Raw genomic sequence first — 15,136 nt, forward strand, 5'->3', positions numbered from 1 at the left:
GTGCGCATCCCGATCGCCGAGCGCGCCAAGCCGCGGAAGATCGCCATCGGCGTCGGAACCGGCCCCAAGGAGATCTCCGGCTGAGCCGGACGGACAGGGACTCGCCAGCGGCGGAGGACGTATCCGGCCCGCCCTTCGCGCCCTGAAGGCCGGCCGGGATGACGGTGCGACGAGTGCGTTCCTCGACCAGTGAAGAAGCGCGGCGCGTACGGCTCCCTGCAGGAGGCCGTACGCGCCGCGGCGCCCGGTGTGCTGACCCTGCTGGGCGCGCACATGGTCGGAGGGGTACGTGGCCAGCTGGCCGCGCGTTTGCCGTACGGCTTCGCCCTGAGCGTGTTCAACCTGCTGCAGCGCGCCGAACCGCTGCTTCCGAAGCGTTTTGGATCGAGGGCGCCAACGAGCAGACCGCGGCCTGAGACGACAGCGCCGTCCCCTCCACCGTTGCCGACGCCGTCGGACGTGAGGATCCTGCTCCAGATCCCCGCTGGCCACGTCCTGTCCTTCGGCCACCCCGGCCCACTCGACCGCCCATCGAAGGTGACCGCACACCGGCACCACGACCCAGGTGACAGAAAGGCAACCACCGCAGAAATGTCCGACCGACCCGTACCGTCCCAGCAGCCCTACGACAGGGCGTACGAGCAGATGCTGGAGAAGGTCCGCTACGACGGCGCCTACCCCACCCGCGAGAAGGCCGAGGAAGCCGTCCGCCTGGTTCTGGCAGGGCTGGGACGTCAGCTGACCGGCGAGGAACGCGTCGAACTGGCCGCACGCCTGCCCTTCGAGGCCGCGCGCATCCTCACCGCCCAGATCCCCGACGCCCAGCCGTTGACCGGCTGGGCCTTCGTCAAGGACCTCGCCGCCCGCACCGGCGCCTCCCAGGCCACGACCCGCTGGGACGTCGGATCCGTGTTCTCCGCCGTCGCCGCCTTTGCACGTCCCGAGCTGCTGACCCGCATCCTGCACCGGCTTCCGCACGGCTACGCGCTGCTGTTCGGCCGCGCCGAACTCACCCCCGCCGCGTAGACGGCGACGGAAGCCCTCGGGGCGGGGACGACGACCGTCGTCGTCCCCGCCCCGCGCCGCGCCCGCGCATCCCGAGGACCTGTCAGGCGAGCAGGCGGGTGATGTCGGCGTTGCCACGACGAACACGGGACATCGGACAGGCTCTGCAGGTGGCCTACGACTACCTCGACAACTGATCGACACCATGGAGAGCAGAGACGAAGTGACGGGCACGCACCGTCGTGGCCCCCGCCCAGCTTCACCGCCCTGCGGGCGCCGCCTTTCTCCTTCGCAGCTGATGCCCGACGATGATCTGCCGGACGGCGACCACGCGGGTCTTTGCCCATGGCGCGCTCCAGGCATCGGGGAGGGGGCGCCCCCTCCCGTTCACGGCGATCGGTAGCCGCACGACACCGCCAGGCATGGCGTGGACGAGGTCACCGGTAGATGTGGGTAGTCGTCACGAGAGGGAACCCGGCTGTGTCAGCAGACGAGGGAGACGGCCGTGGATGTGGACCGCGAGGCGGGCGGGCGGGCGATGCTCGCCGGTCTGCTGGACGCCAGTCATCTGATGCCCCTGGACGTGTTGCCGGAGAAGGCCGGTGAGCATGCCCGGGCCGCGGGCTTCACCGACCTGCTCATCTACGTGGCGGATCTGGAGCGCCGGGGGTTGCATCTGCTGCCCGGGGAGAAGGGGGCGTCGCCGGGCGCCGCAGAGGTCATCCGGATCGAGGGCACTACCCCGGGCCGGGCCTATCAGTACGGCTGGCTTGCCTCCTGCGCCGTGAACGAGGCGGCAGGCGTCGAATGGTGGCTGCCCATCGTGGACGGCACCGAGCGGTTGGGAGTGCTGCGGGTGCGTTCCGCCTACGACGATGCCCGGGCCCGCGAGGACGCCGACCGCCTCGCCGCGATCCTGGCCCTGCTGATCGTCGCCAAACAGACGTCCAGTGACACGCTGGCCCGGCTGATGCGTACCGAGCCGCTGAGCATCGCGGCCGAGATGGCGTGGAACCTGATGCCGCCGAGCACGTACGCCGACGGGCGGGTCGTGGTCTCGGCGTCGCTGCAGCCGGCCTACCGGATCAGCGGCGACGTGTACGAGTACGCCCTCGACGGCCCTCTGGTTCACCTGACGATCTTCGACGCGATGGGCCACGACAACGCGGCGGGGCTGTGCGGAGCACTCGCCCTGGGGGCCTGCCGGCAGGCCCGCCGCCGGGGCGCGGAACTCGCCGCCAAGGGCGAGGCCGTGGAAGCCGCCCTGATCGAGCAGTACGGCCACCGTCGCTACGTCACCGGCGTCCTTGCCACCCTCGACACCCGAACCGGTGTGCTGAGCTGGGTCAACCGCGGCCACCACCCGCCGGTTGTCATCCGCGGCAACCGCAGCAGCCACCTCCAGTGCCCGCCCGCCCACCCCATGGGCACCGACCTGGGCCTGCCCAGCATGGTCTGCTCCGAACAGTTGCAGCCGGGTGACCGCATCATCCTTTACACCGACGGCATCACCGAGGCCCGGGGTGCCGACGACAGAGAGTTCGGTGTCGAACGCTTCGCCGACTTCCTCGTCCGCCATGACGCCGACGGCCTGCCCGTCCCCGAGACATTGCGCCGCCTGATGCGGGCCGTCCTCGACTACCACGGCGGTCACCTCCAGGACGACGCCACCGTGCTGATGTGCGAATGGCTGGGTCCGGTCATTGACGACACCGAACCGGCGAAGGCCCTGACCGGGCTGAGGGATCCACCGGCCACGGCCGGCACCCCGAAGGACGGGAGCCGCCCGCTGTGAAGTCCGTCCTACGCATCGACACGGCCGACATCCGTGGGCAGACCAGTGCCCTCAGGGTGGCCGGCGATATGGACCTGGCCACCGTATCCGTCCTGGAGCACACCGTGGACGCAGCCCTCGGCGACCACCGCACCGTGATCCTCGACCTGACCGGTGTCGCGTTCTGCGACTCCTCCGGTCTCAACACCCTCATCCGCCTGCGCCGCCGCGCTCAGGACAGCGGCGGCCGGCTCATCCTGGCTGCACCGCCTCCACAGATGATGCGCCTGCTGACCGTTACCGGCGCCCGGAATGTGTTCGCCGTCTACGGCAGCCTGGTCGAAGCCTGGCAGGCACATCCCGTTCCTGGCTCTCCGCCCACGGCCTGACCGGCGTCCACGCAGGTCAGCACAGGGACGGACGACTCACTGTGGTGAGACAGGACATCCGCACCGAGACACGGACGCGGCCGCGCCTCGGTGCCCTCCACTCCACGAAACGCCCTGAATGCATCCATGCGTCCCGAAGCGGCGGAATAAGGGGTGACATCCCCGAGCAGAACCCGTCACAGAACGGAGAGCTCCCATGGTGATCAAAAAGCTGCACGACATGGGCATCCGCAGCGAACACGCCTACCTCGCCGGGATCACGTCCATCGGTCTCAGCGCCCTGTCCTGGCTCACGAGCCTCAAAGCCGAGCAGGCCGGTATCGAACGGGCCGACCGATGGGGCATCTTCGTCGGCGAATGGGCACCCACCTTCATAGGACTCGGACTCGCCCTCTCCCACTACGAACAGCAGGAAGGCACCCTCACCGGCTCCCTGCACGCGGTAAGGGAAGCCAGCTGACCGACGGCCGCCACCGCGGCCGTTCCGCTCACGCCCCCAGCCATCCGGCACACCTCGTTGCCGGGGCCGAGGCTCTGCCGGCGCCGGGCGGTGGCAGAGCCACGTCGGACGTGCGGCTGCCCTCCGTCGGGGCGGGCGGAGGCCGTGAGGGCACCGTGCCTACTCGCCCATGGTTTGCGGTGCGTGGCCGGGGGCACGTGGGGATCCAGTGCTTCGGACCAGAGGCGCAAGCCCAGCGGGGTCCCCCCGACCTGTCGGCCTCTGGTACCGGCCACCCTCGTTGCGGCACCCCTGACCAAGCGTTCAGAGATCCGGAATCCGAATTCCTGGACTTTCTGAGAATCCGTTCAGGAGCCATTACGCATGCCTGTCGACACAGCCTCCAGCGGGCCCCGCACGCTCGTGCCCGCTCGCCCCGCATCCCGGCACCCCCACGACGACGCTCCCGACACGGCGTCCCTCTTCACCCGACTCGCCGGCCTCGGGGACGGCCCCGAACGGGATGCCCTCCGCGGTGAGCTGGTGGCCGTGTGGCTGCCCATGGCCCATCGCATTGCCGGCCGCTTCCGCGACCGCGGCGAGAACATCGAGGACCTGCGCCAGGTCGCCGCGCTCGGCCTGGTGAAGGCCGTCGACCGCTACGACCCCTCCCGCGGTGCCTTCGAGAGCTACGCGGTGCCCACCGTCACCGGCGAGATCAAGCGGCATTTCAGGGACCGGATGTGGGTGCTGCGGGTACCCCGCTCCGTGCAGGAACTGCGCAACCGGGTGCGGGTGGCCCGCCGCGAACTCACCCAGCAGCCCGGCAGCGCGGAACCCACGACGGCTGCCCTCGCCGCCCATACCGGCCTCACCGAGGACGAGGTCAAGGCCGGTCTGGAGGCCCTGGACAGTTTCAGCACCCTGTCCCTGGACGCCGAACTCTCCGTCGGCGACGACGGCTACAGCCTTGCCGACACCCTCGGAGACGTGGATGGCTCCCTCGACACCGTCGTGGACCGGGAAGCCGTCAAGGAGGGCCTGCGCCGGCTGCCCGAACGCGAGCGCGCCATTCTCTACATGCGCTTCTTCGAGGACATGACGCAGAGCCGGATCGCCGACCAGCTCGGCATCTCCCAGATGCACGTCTCCCGACTCATCACCCGCAGCTGCGCGCGCGTACGAGCCGAAGCCCTCCGCCAGTGACGCACGGCCCCGGCACGCCGCCCTCCCTGAACATCTCTCCAGCCCGCATCCGAGGAGACCGTCCGATGCTCATGCCCCACCCCGCGACCCTGCGCAGACTTCTCACGGAGTACGAAACGCTGCTCACGATCGAAGGCACCGACGGCACCGCTCCCGGCCCTCGCCTGCAGGACCTGGCCTACACCCTCTGCGTGTCCACCGGCACACGGGAGATCACACAGGCCCTGCGAGTAGCCCACGACCACCTCGGCCAGCCGATCGACAGTGCGGGTACCGGAGTCGCGGTGACCGGTACGGACCCGGCACGGACCGTCGTGGCCACCGGCCGGCTCCACCGTCCTGCAGGCGCTGGTCCCCTCCTGCACAGTTGAGGTCGGAACTGCGCAGCACGCACACGCTTCACCGCAACGGCGTACGGTTCCGGAACTGCCCGCCGGGTCCAGGGAGCGGCTGGGAACCAGGTCGCGAACGCACTGCCGGCACCTCTGGCACGGCAGCGTCGGCAGTGCGGTGTTCGTGCCAGCCCCGCCAGTCTGGGAGCCATGGCGGCTGGAGGGTCCAGCAGCGGTGATCATGGCTGATCGCGGTTGGTCCGACGACAACGGCTACCACGACGCGGTCCGTCAGTCCCGGCGATCGCCGGGACTGACGGAGTGCTCGGCTGCTTCTTGATCGCCTTGGCCGTGACCTGTGTGGTCAGGGTCCTGTCCTGATGGTGCGGTAAGACGCCGGGCGGTTTCTCGTGGCCGAGCGTCCTTGGGCGGGTGGGCATGTGGTGATCCGTAGTCGCTCCTGAGGCCTGACCTCTCAAGACAGAGCCGGCGCCCCCGTGTCTGCCCGCACGCGGCCGGCCCGGTACGCCCGGGCCGTACGCACAGGCCCACGGCGCGCTCCGCGCCGCTTCACCCGTCCGGGAGGCGGCGGCTGTCACGCGCTTGTGCGCGCCTGACCCCCGGCTTCCGATGGCGCCGCCCGGCGGGCGAGTTCTGTGTGTGCCGCTGGTGCGGCATCGGTGACAGGCCGGCCGCTGGGCGGTTGCTAGCGTGTGCGGGCGCTGTGCGTCTGTACAGCTGCGGCCAGTTGGCCGGCGAGCGGCCCGGGCAGGGTCTGGCCTTCGGATGTGCGCACCACCGCGTCGGCGATCATGTGCAATTTCGTGTTGGTGTGCTGGGACGCTGTCACGAGGACCTGCCACGACTGGCTGGTGGTGAGCCGGAACGACGACATGAGCATGCCGCGGGCTATGTCGATGTTGGTGCGGGTCTCCATCGCCCGGTGCAGTTGCGCGTTCTCGGTGGCGAGTTCGGGCCCGGACGCGTCTTCTTTCTGCGTCGAAGGGTTCGGGGACGCCGCGGCGTCCCCGGCCACGTCACAGTGGCCGGCCCCGCCGGGCTCCTCCCGATGTGCTGGGTGGACTGCTGTCGCGTCCTCGGGGGCGGCCTGCGGTTTGCTGTTTCCTGCCCGCTCCGTACGGAAGAGGGAGAGGGTGCTGGTGAGAGACAGCAGCCTGTCCACGGCCGGGCTGGTGGCGTGCAGGACGATGTCTTTTCCGCTGGCGTGGGCCTGGTGGTGCACGTGCAGAAGGACGTTGAGGCCGGAGCAGTCGCAGAAGTCGACGCCCGCAAGGTCCAGTTCCAAGCCGCCGGGGGAGTCTTCCAGGGCTTCGCTCAGCGCCTGTGCCAGCGTTGGTGCGCTGTCTAGGTCGAGCTCGCCGGCGACCGTCACGACCAGGCGCTCTCCGGCCGCGTCGACCTGGAGGGCGACATGCTCGGGCGAGGGCTGAAAGGGACTGCCACCCCCGGGGCAGGCCCGCCCGCTAGAGGACAAAGGCACGTAATGGGACATGCTCGGCTCCCGCGCATACCGGCTTCTCAGTACATCCAGACTCACCCCACCTGCCCTTCACGTCAATCAATACACGAATAAAAATTCGCCTCTTTGAAGACGTGAATCGGTCTCGTAGTGTTGAGGGCATGGACCGAGCGCCAGAGCCGTACGCAGGCTGGACCTTCTTGACCAATCACGCCCGGGTGCTGGCTGCCATCGCCGCCGACAACACCATCCGTGTCCGCGACATCGCCGTACGCTGCCGGCTCACCGAACGAGCAGTACAAAAGATCATCACCGACCTGGAGGAAGGCGGCTACCTCACCCATGTCAGAGAAGGCCGCTCCAACGTCTACCGCATCCCTCCCGGTACATTTCTTCGCCACCCCGCCGACGCCCCGGCAACCGTCGCGGACCTGCTGACGCTCCTTGACCACCACGAATCCGCACGACCCGTCGAGGCTCCGGCCGACGCGCGCCAAGACCACTGACCGGATATCTGCGAGCCGGCCAGGACCGAGCCCGCGGACGACACGGCCGCCGGCCCTGCTTGTGCCTCGGGGCGGCGTGCCTCGCCGCCGTCTGCGAGCTCCACGCCCGCGGGGTACCCCTGCACGACCTTTCACGCAGGTGCTGCCGCCCGCTGCCACCGACCTGACCCGACCGGGTCGGCGGGCTGGCTGCGGTCGATCGCGATCGAGCTCGGAGGCCATCGGCAGGTGGGGATTTCGGGCGGGGCGCCGCTGCCGAGGAAGCCTTGGGCGCGGCCTTCGGCGACGCGGAGGCCGAAGACTTCCGGTCCGGAGGGGCGGTGGCGCCCGTCGGCTCCGCGGCCGCGTCACCCGTAGCCGACGAGAATGCCTCGGCCGGGTGGGTCACCGCGTTTGGTGAGGGTGAGCCGCATGCCGGTGACGGTGACCTCTTTGAAGATGCGGCCCTGCGGGGTGATCTCCACGGTGGTGCCGCGGACGACGCGGCGTCCCCGCTCGGCAGGTTCGGTGTCACGGCCAGGTAGCGGATGCCCGTTCTCGGGGAGGGCCATGAGATGCCGCGTATGCCTTGGATGCCAACGCTCGCCGACGCGCGCGAGGGGGCAGAATATGGCTTTGTGGGTGTATCGGAACCAGGATCAACGTCTCCGGGGGCCACGGTGGGCGGGAGGGATAAATGCCATGAGCCCAGCACGACAGGGGCCGGATCATGACGATCGCCCGGAGGGCGTGGCGTCCGAACCGAGTCCGCTCCTTGATCTGCTGGGTGTCGCTGCGGTGCTGCTGGAGGCAGACGGCCTGATCGACATGTGGAGTCCGCAGGCCGAGGAACTGTTCGGCTATGCCCGTGGCGAGGCGGTGGGACAGTACGCGGCGCACCTCCTGCTCGACCCGGAGCACCGGGACGCGGCGATCGCGCTGTTCGCCGAGGTGATGCTGACGGGCCGGCCGTGGGCCGGGCCGTTCCCCATCCGGCACAAGGACGGCAGTACGCGCCTGGTGGAGTTCCGCAACATGCGGCTGACGGACCACCTGGGCGATCACTATGCGCTGGGGCTCGCCAGTGACCGGTCCACCTTGCTGCAGCTGGAGCGGAAGCTCGCTCTGTCCGACCGGCTGGTCAGCCAGGCGCCGATCGGGCTGTCCGTCCTCGACACCGACCTGCGGTATCTGGCTGTCAACCCGGCCCTCGCGTCCATGCACGACGTGTCGGAGGCCGATCACCTCGGCCGGAGGTTCGGGGAGGTCCTGCCCGGCGAACCGTTCCTCAGTGCGGAGGACTGCATGCGGGAGGTCCTGGAGACCGGTGTCCCGGTGGTGGACCGGCAACTGGTGAGCCAGGTGCCCGGCAGCCCGGACCAGGAGCGCGCCTGGACCATGTCGTTGTACCGGCTGGAAGACAGCGGAGGGCATGTTCTGGGCATCGCCAACGTCGTTGTGGACATCACCGACCGGTACCGGGTGGCGAAGAAGGCCGACCGCGCACAGCAGCGCCTGCGACTGATCGCGGGCAGCTCGGCACGGATCGGCACGACCCTGGAGGTGGACACGACGGCGCGGGAACTGGCCGACGTCGTCGTCCCCGACCTGGCCGACATGGTCGCGGTGGACCTGCTGGACTCCGTCCTGCAAACGGGCCGTACGGACGTCGGGGGCGGCCTGGCCGTCTTCCGGGCCCTTGCGGTCAAAACGGCCTACCCGACGGGCGCTGCCGAGGCGATCGTGGCCCCCGGGCGCCTGACGACCTACCACACCGACCATCCGGCAACGCACTGCGTCCGCACCGGTGAGCCGGTGCTCATCACCCAACTGAAAAGCGGCGACGTCTCGCGTATCGCCGAGAACGAGCGCGCCGCCCGGCTTCTCGCACAGGCTGGTGTCCACAGCGACATGGCTGTGCCCCTCATCGCCCGGGGCCAGATCATCGGCGTCATGGGCATGGCTCGGGCGCGCAATCCGCACCCCTTCGACGAGGACGACCTCGCCCTTGCCTGCGAGCTGGCCTCGTCGGCCGCCCTCAGCATCGACAACGCCGTCCTGCACCAGCACATCCGCAGCACCGCCGAGACGCTGCAGCGCACTCTGCTGCCTCAGCTCTGCCCCGAGCATCCGGGGCTGGAGGTCGCCGCCCGATACCGGCCCGCACAAGCCTTCAGTGAGGTGGGGGGCGACTGGTTCGACGTGATCCCTCTCGACGGTAACCGGACGGCGCTCGTAGTGGGCGACGTCATGGGCAGCGGCATCTCCGCCGCGACCACCATGGGCCGCCTGCGCACCGCCACCTCGACCCTCGCCGACCTCGACCTCGACCCCGCCCGGATCCTCACCCACCTCGACAAGGTCATCCAAGGGCTGGACCCGTACCTTGCCACCTGCGTGTACGCCATCTACGAACCGCAGGACTGTCGCCTGCACGTGGCCAGTGCCGGCCACCTCCCGCCGGTCCTCAAGCGCGCCGGCGGCGGAGCCGAACTCCTCGAGCTGCCCACGGGCACGCCGCTGGGAGTCGGCGGCGTGCCGTTCGAGACCACGACCATCGACCTGCGCGCCGGCGACCAGCTGATCCTGTACACCGACGGGCTGGTCGAGACCCGTGACGACCCCATCGACGAGCGTCTCGACGACCTCCTCCGCCTCCTGTCGCCGTCGGACCTCTCCATTGAGGACACCTGCGACCGACTGCTCGAGCAACTCAGGGCCCCCGCCAGCCACGACGACGTGGCTCTGCTGATCGCCCGCACACAATCACTGACGGGCAACTGCCCGCCGGCACCGACACGCCCCGCGTAGGCCGGTGTACGCCACCCGCCACATGCCACATGTCACATGCGACAACGCTGCATGCGCCCCACGGCAGGCGCCGTTGTCACGTATCACCGCTGTCATGGGAGGGGGCGCCCACCGCGGCCGGGCTCGGCGCCGGAAGCGGACCGGAGGCTGCGGGCATCAGGGCGGGCGCCCGACGGTTCACCCGCGGCACAGCACCGCCCGATCGCCCGTCCAAGCTTCCCGCACCCAGCTGGTCGCGGAGTGGCGGCACGCTACGGACCTGGGCGCTGTCCCACACCCTGCTCTCCACCGCCGGTGTGACGCCGGCTCAGCCCGGGAACCGGCCGGTAGACCGCAGGGACCAGCGGCGTTCGGCGTAGGCCAGGTCGTCGCGCCAGAGGCGGCCCGCGGCCCGGCGGACCAGCGGAGCCAGCAGCGGGCCGACGCGGCGCATGAGGGCGAATCCCGGGCGTCCGGACGCGGCCACGACGGCTTCGACCACGGCGGTGCGCGGGGTGCCCGTCGCGTCGGCGCCCAAGGGGGTCGCGTGCGTCTCCACGACGGAGCCCTCGCCCTCACCGTCGGTGATCCGCATGACGACGGTGCGCGGTCCGGGTGCGGTGAACTCGGCGCGTACGGGCACGATGAGCCGTCCGGCGACCTTGAAGGAGACGTCGACCGTGAAGGCGTCCGGCACCGCCGGTTCGTCCGGCGGGCGGGGGGTGCTGACGACGGTGAGGTCGACGAAGGAGTACGGGTGGAACCAGGCGCCGTGCCAGGGGTCGAGGCGGTTGGCCACCACATCCTCCGGCTTGCAGCGCCCGCTCCCCGTGTAGACGGCGACCAGCGCGTGGTCGGGGTCGGGGCGGACCGGCACCGTCGGCACGGCGGTGGGTTCCTCTCCGCCCACGTCGTCCAGGCGTACCCAGAGCAGCACCCCGTCGTCGTGGGCGGGCCAGGGCTCCCAGCCGGCGGACGGGGCCCCGTCGAGGGCCAGTCCGTGCCAGTGGCACACCAAGGTGCCGCAGTGCACCGGGCTGTCGCGCAGCGGCGCACCCAGGTGGGGGCAGACGCCGGGTCCGGCGACCAGGTCGCCGCGCTGGTCGCGCCAGAGCACCACCTCGTGTCCTTCGACGGTGCGGGCCACGGGCCGGTCAGCACGCAGGTCGCGGGAGGCGGCGACGACGTACCAGTTGCCGCTTGGCCGGGCCTGCGCCCGCTTGAGGGCATCGGCGATCAGCGCGGGCCGTGCCTCGCGCCAGGTGGGGCGCTGGCGTTCCCAGGCGACGGGGGCGCGGCGCAGGCGCAGAGGGAGACGGCCGCGCCTGGGGGGTCCGGCGGGTGTCACATGACCTCCCTGGCGCGGGCGGACGGCGGAGCGGTGGTGTCGGGGGTGTCCGGCGGCCGTCGGCGGGTGGCGAGGCGCGCCGCCGTGACCCGGAGCATGCCGTTGGCGGCGGTGAGCGCGCGGCGGCGGCGGGGTACGACCGCGCGGCGGTGCAGCACCGCCCAGCCGTCGGCGGCGACGGCGTCCAGGATGCCGCGGTAGAGGACGAACGCCGTGCGGATGCAGGGCCGGGTGACGGGGTCGAGCAGGGGCACGCCGGGGGCCGCGCGGTCGTAGGCGGCGCGGGTGAGGGCCTCGAACGCGCGGAGCGCGGCGACGACGCGGGTGTCGGTGCGGCCGGTGTCCCGGCAGTGGCGCAGCAGGTCGCGGTCGACGCCGTGCGCGGCGAGCAGGTCCTGGGGGACGTAGATCCGCCCGCGGTCGAGGTCCTCGCCGACGTCCCGCAGGAAGTTGGTCAGTTGGAAGGCGACGCCGAGTTCGGCCGCGTACGGCGCGGCCTCCTCCTGGGGGGCGACGGTGCCGAGCACGGGGAGCATCTGGAGGCCGATCACGGCCGCCGAGCCGTGCATGTAGGCGCGCAGGGCGCCGTAGTCGGCGTACTCGGTGACGGTCAGGTCGCTGCGCATCGATCCGAGGAAGTCGGTGAAGTGGCGGTGATCGATGCCGTAGCGGCGGCTGGTGTCGGCGAGGGCGACGGTGACCGGTGCGGCGCCGGCGCCGCCGGCGAGGCCGACGGTGAGGTCGTCGGCCAGCCGGTCGAGGGCGGCGGTCTGTCGTTCCGTTCCGCCGTCGGCGAGCCGGCGCAGGTCGCCGTCGCAGACGTCGACGATGTCGTCCGCGTGGCGGGCGAAGCCGTACAGGGCGTGCACGGCGGGGCGTCGCTCGGGCGGGAGCAGTCGGGTGGCGAGGAAGTAGGTGCGGCCATGGCGTGCGTTGAGCCGGCGGCAGTGGGTGTAGGCATCACGCAGCCTCGGCTCCGTGATGCCGGCGGCGTCCAGTTCGCGGGCCGTCATCGTCGGGCTCCTCGTGTCATGGGGGTGGTCCGGACGGTGGTGGCGGCCCGCGTGCGCGGCCCGGTGATGCGGGCGGCCGCCAGCTTTCCCGAAAGCAGGACGGGGGGCACGCCGACGCCGGGGGTGGTGCCGCACCCGGCGAGGACGGCGTTGGTGGTGCCGCGTACCAGGTTGCGGGGGCGGAACGGGCCGGTCTGGCCGAAGGTGTGCGCGGCGGAGAACGGGGTTCCTGCGGCGTGTCCGAGCCCGCTCCAGTCGGCGGGGGTGACCAGGCATTCGGTGGTGATGGCCGAGGCGATGCCGGTCAGGCCCCTGCGGTCCAGTTCGCGCAGCAGGCTGTCGCGGTAGCGGGGGGCCAGGCTGGGCCAGTCGACGGCGTCGGGGCCGATGTCGGTGTTGGGGCAGGGGGCGAGGACGTAGTGCAGGTGGCGGCCGGGCGGGGCGAGGCCGGGGTCGGTTGCGGTGGGCCGGGTGATCAGGAGTGAGGGGTCGCTCATGAGCTCGCCGGTGCGGGTGAGCTGGCGGAAGGTGCCTCGCCAGGCGTGGCCGAAGGACAGGGTGTGGTGGGCCAGTTCGGGCCAGGTGCGGTCGCAGCCGGCGTGCAGGACGACGGCGGACGGGGCGTGCCGCAGGCGCATGGGGCGGCGCGGGGCGCGGCCCAGCAGGCGGTACGTCACCGGTAGGTCGGGGGTGAGGACGACGGCGTCGCAGGGGATGCGTTCGTCGTCGGTGAGGACGGCCGAGACCCGGTCGCCGGTCCGTTCGAGGCCGGTCACCTGCTGCCCGTACCGGAACTCCGCCCCCGCCTCGGCGGCGGCTTCGGCCATCGCCCGGGGCAGCGCGTACATGCCGCCGCGCGGGAAGTACACCCCGGCGATGGTGTCCATGAATGCGATCACGGCGTAGGCGGCCAGAGCCCGTTCGGGCGGGACGCCGGCGTAGAGGGCCTGGAAGGTGAAGACGCGGCGCAGTCGTTCGTCGTGCAGGTGGCGGGCGATGCGTGCCTCCCAGCGGCCGAAGCCGCCGAGGACGGCCAGACGCAGCAGGTCGGGGGAGAGGAGCTGGAAAGGGGAGTCGAAGTCGGCGTCGAGGAAGCGGCCGCGCTCGGTGCGGTACAGCTCGCCCAGCCAGTGTCGTAGCCGGTGGTAGCGGGCCGCTTCGGCGCCTCCCGCGAACCGTTCGATCTCCGCCTCCATGGCTGCCGCGTCGGTGTGCACGTCGAGGGTGCTGCCGTCGGCGAAGCGGGCCCGGTAGGCGGGGTGGAGCGGGATGAGGTCGACGCGCTCGCGCAGCGAGGTGCCGACGGCGGCGAACGCCTCGTCGGCGATGTCCGGCATGGTGAGCACGGTGGGGCCGGTGTCGATGAGGTAGCCGCCGAGTTCCAGGCGCCCGGCCCGGCCGCCCGGCCGCGGGTCGCGTTCGACGACGGTCACCCGACGGCCCGCGCCGAGCAGGTGCAGGGTGGTGGAGAGGCCGGCCAGTCCGGCGCCGACGACCACGACGTGATCGGTGGGTCCCGTCACCGTCCTGGTCACCTGGGTGCCTCCGATCCCGTCGCTGCGGCGGGGGCGGGGGTGAGCAGGGGGCCGTCGGGTCGTGGGCGCGGCCGGGGGGTGCCGGTGATCTCGGCCAGCAGGGCGCGCAGCCGGTCCGCGGGACCGGGTTCGAGGGTGGCCTCGGCGAGATGGCGCAGGGACTGCCGGGCCAGCCGCCCGATCCTCGTCTCCACCAGGCCGCGGGCGCCGGTGGCTTCGAGCACGTCGCGGACGTCGGCGAGTTCACGCGGCGTCAGGTCCGCCCGGCCGACAGCGTGTTCGAGCACGCCGAGCGCGGGCTGGTCGCCGGCGGCGGTGGCCCGGGCCCGGGCCACCGCCAGCAGGTAGGTGGGTTTGCCCGCGCGCACGTCGCCGCCGCTCGGCTTGCCGGTGGTGGCGGGGTCGGCGAAGACGTCGTCGAGATCGTCCCTCAACTGGAAGGCCAGTCCGGCTGAGCGCCCGGCGAGGCACAGCATCCAGGTGGTGGCGGTGCCGGCGCCGGCGAGCACCGCCCCGAGTTCCAGCGGACGTTCTACGGTGTAGAGGGCGCTTTTGAGGCAGGCGGCGCGCAGCGCGCGGCCCACGGTCAGGGCGGAGATGGCCTGGCCTTGGACGTCGAGGTACTGGCCGGCGACCATCTCGGTGCGCAGGGTGCGCCAGACCTCGTTGAGCCGGTGAGCGGTGTCCCGGGGGAGTCCGGGGTCCAGCATCAGTCGGCCGAGTTCGTCGTCCGCCCAGGCGAGCGCGAGGTCGCCGGCGAGCAGCGCGGCGGACGCGCCGAGCTGGTGGGCCGCGGGCCGTGGTGCCGTGCCGCCGTACTGGGCGGTCACGTCGGCGTGCAGCGCCGGTGCGCCGCGACGGGTGGACGCCTGGTCCATCAGGTCGTCGTGGACCAGGGCACAGGTCTGGATGAGTTCGAGCGCGGCGGCCGTGCGCAGCGCCGCGCGGACCTGGACGGTGTCCTGGCCGCCGCAGGCGCGCAGCGACCACCACACGAGCCGGGCGCGGAACCGGCGGCCGCCGCGCCGGGTGAAGCGCGCGACGCGCTCGGCGATGTCGTCGGCGAACACCGGGTCGAGCGTGCGGCAGTCGGCGAGGCGGCCGGTGAGCAGGTCCCGCAACTCCCTGTCGACGGCGCCCGGCACGTCTGCGTCGACGGTGCGCGCGTCGTCCACGCCGTCTGGTCTCCTGGGTTCGACCGGGCCGGGCGGCGTGCGGGGTGCCGCTGCCGTGAGGCGGCCGAGCACCTGGGTGGAACGCATCGTGGATCCTCTCGCCGTCCGGAGAGCTGGGCTGCTCGCCCCAAGCTCGCCTGTCCGTCTCGTGTCTGGTCGTCACAC

At 71.6% G+C, this 15,136-nt stretch carries 14 protein-coding genes and 1 pseudogene; 9 read left to right on the plus strand and 6 right to left on the minus strand.

Features of this window, described 5'->3' with window-relative positions:
• From ACFXI4_RS41615 to ACFXI4_RS41645, 7 genes and pseudogenes are all read left to right on the plus strand, one after another.
• A pseudogene (locus ACFXI4_RS41615) lies at positions 1 to 84 on the plus strand (Hsp20/alpha crystallin family protein); the annotation flags it as partial.
• Positions 85 to 591: 507 nt separating this feature from the next.
• Complete coding sequence (locus ACFXI4_RS41620) at positions 592 to 1,026, plus strand: DUF2267 domain-containing protein (RefSeq protein ID WP_385002043.1); 435 nt, start codon at positions 592 to 594, stop codon at positions 1,024 to 1,026.
• Positions 1,027 to 1,543: 517 nt separating this feature from the next.
• Positions 1,544 to 2,800 (plus strand): PP2C family protein-serine/threonine phosphatase, encoded by a 1,257-nt coding sequence (locus tag ACFXI4_RS41625; protein WP_385002124.1) that lies wholly within the window; start codon positions 1,544 to 1,546, stop codon positions 2,798 to 2,800.
• Positions 2,797 to 3,168 (plus strand): STAS domain-containing protein, encoded by a 372-nt coding sequence (locus ACFXI4_RS41630; RefSeq protein WP_385002046.1) that lies wholly within the window; start codon positions 2,797 to 2,799, stop codon positions 3,166 to 3,168. The genes ACFXI4_RS41625 and ACFXI4_RS41630 overlap by 4 nt, the downstream gene beginning before the upstream one ends.
• Positions 3,169 to 3,364: 196 nt before the next feature.
• Positions 3,365 to 3,628 (plus strand): hypothetical protein, encoded by a 264-nt coding sequence (locus tag ACFXI4_RS41635; protein ID WP_362721321.1) that lies wholly within the window; start codon positions 3,365 to 3,367, stop codon positions 3,626 to 3,628.
• A 363-nt stretch (positions 3,629 to 3,991) separates the two neighbouring features.
• Entirely contained in the window at positions 3,992 to 4,813 is an 822-nt protein-coding gene (locus ACFXI4_RS41640) for a SigB/SigF/SigG family RNA polymerase sigma factor (RefSeq protein WP_385002049.1), read from the plus strand.
• Positions 4,814 to 4,878: 65 nt separating this feature from the next.
• Positions 4,879 to 5,184, plus strand: coding sequence for a DUF5133 domain-containing protein (locus ACFXI4_RS41645; RefSeq protein ID WP_385002052.1), 306 nt, complete (start codon positions 4,879 to 4,881; stop codon positions 5,182 to 5,184).
• A 667-nt stretch (positions 5,185 to 5,851) separates the two neighbouring features.
• Here ACFXI4_RS41645 and ACFXI4_RS41650 read toward each other — a convergent pair.
• Complete coding sequence (locus ACFXI4_RS41650; protein ID WP_385002055.1) at positions 5,852 to 6,658, minus strand: anti-sigma factor antagonist; 807 nt, start codon at positions 6,656 to 6,658, stop codon at positions 5,852 to 5,854.
• Between the two features lie 128 nt (positions 6,659 to 6,786).
• On the opposite strand from ACFXI4_RS41650, the gene ACFXI4_RS41655 reads away from it, so the two are divergent.
• Positions 6,787 to 7,131: a helix-turn-helix transcriptional regulator gene (locus ACFXI4_RS41655; RefSeq protein WP_385002058.1), complete on the plus strand. Its 345-nt coding sequence runs from the start codon at positions 6,787 to 6,789 to the stop codon at positions 7,129 to 7,131.
• Between the two features lie 347 nt (positions 7,132 to 7,478).
• Here the strand turns inward: ACFXI4_RS41655 and ACFXI4_RS41660 are convergent, their stop codons facing one another.
• The gene (locus tag ACFXI4_RS41660) at positions 7,479 to 7,682 is read right to left on the minus strand and encodes a hypothetical protein (protein ID WP_385002061.1); all 204 of its coding nucleotides are present in this window, start codon (positions 7,680 to 7,682) and stop codon (positions 7,479 to 7,481) included.
• 130 nt (positions 7,683 to 7,812) lie between these two features.
• On the opposite strand from ACFXI4_RS41660, the gene ACFXI4_RS41665 reads away from it, so the two are divergent.
• Complete coding sequence (locus ACFXI4_RS41665; RefSeq protein ID WP_385002064.1) at positions 7,813 to 9,921, plus strand: SpoIIE family protein phosphatase; 2,109 nt, start codon at positions 7,813 to 7,815, stop codon at positions 9,919 to 9,921.
• A 307-nt stretch (positions 9,922 to 10,228) separates the two neighbouring features.
• Here ACFXI4_RS41665 and ACFXI4_RS41670 read toward each other — a convergent pair whose 3' ends face one another.
• The 4 genes from ACFXI4_RS41670 to ACFXI4_RS41685 are packed head-to-tail and all read right to left on the minus strand — an operon-like array spanning position 10,229 to position 15,058.
• Positions 10,229 to 11,248 (minus strand): DUF5914 domain-containing protein, encoded by a 1,020-nt coding sequence (locus ACFXI4_RS41670; protein WP_385002067.1) that lies wholly within the window; start codon positions 11,246 to 11,248, stop codon positions 10,229 to 10,231.
• Positions 11,245 to 12,261, minus strand: coding sequence for a phytoene/squalene synthase family protein (locus tag ACFXI4_RS41675; protein ID WP_385002070.1), 1,017 nt, complete (start codon positions 12,259 to 12,261; stop codon positions 11,245 to 11,247). Before ACFXI4_RS41675 ends, ACFXI4_RS41670 begins: the two co-directional genes overlap by 4 nt.
• On the minus strand, positions 12,258 to 13,796 hold the full coding sequence (gene crtI, locus ACFXI4_RS41680) for a phytoene desaturase family protein (protein ID WP_385002073.1): 1,539 nt from the start codon (positions 13,794 to 13,796) through the stop codon (positions 12,258 to 12,260). Before crtI ends, ACFXI4_RS41675 begins: the two co-directional genes overlap by 4 nt.
• Positions 13,793 to 15,058, minus strand: coding sequence for a polyprenyl synthetase family protein (locus ACFXI4_RS41685; RefSeq protein ID WP_385002076.1), 1,266 nt, complete (start codon positions 15,056 to 15,058; stop codon positions 13,793 to 13,795). Before ACFXI4_RS41685 ends, crtI begins: the two co-directional genes overlap by 4 nt.
• Positions 15,059 to 15,136: the final 78 nt, after the last annotated feature.

Source organism: Streptomyces sp. NPDC059224, from assembly GCF_042754285.1.
GTDB lineage: Bacteria > Actinomycetota > Actinomycetes > Streptomycetales > Streptomycetaceae > Streptomyces.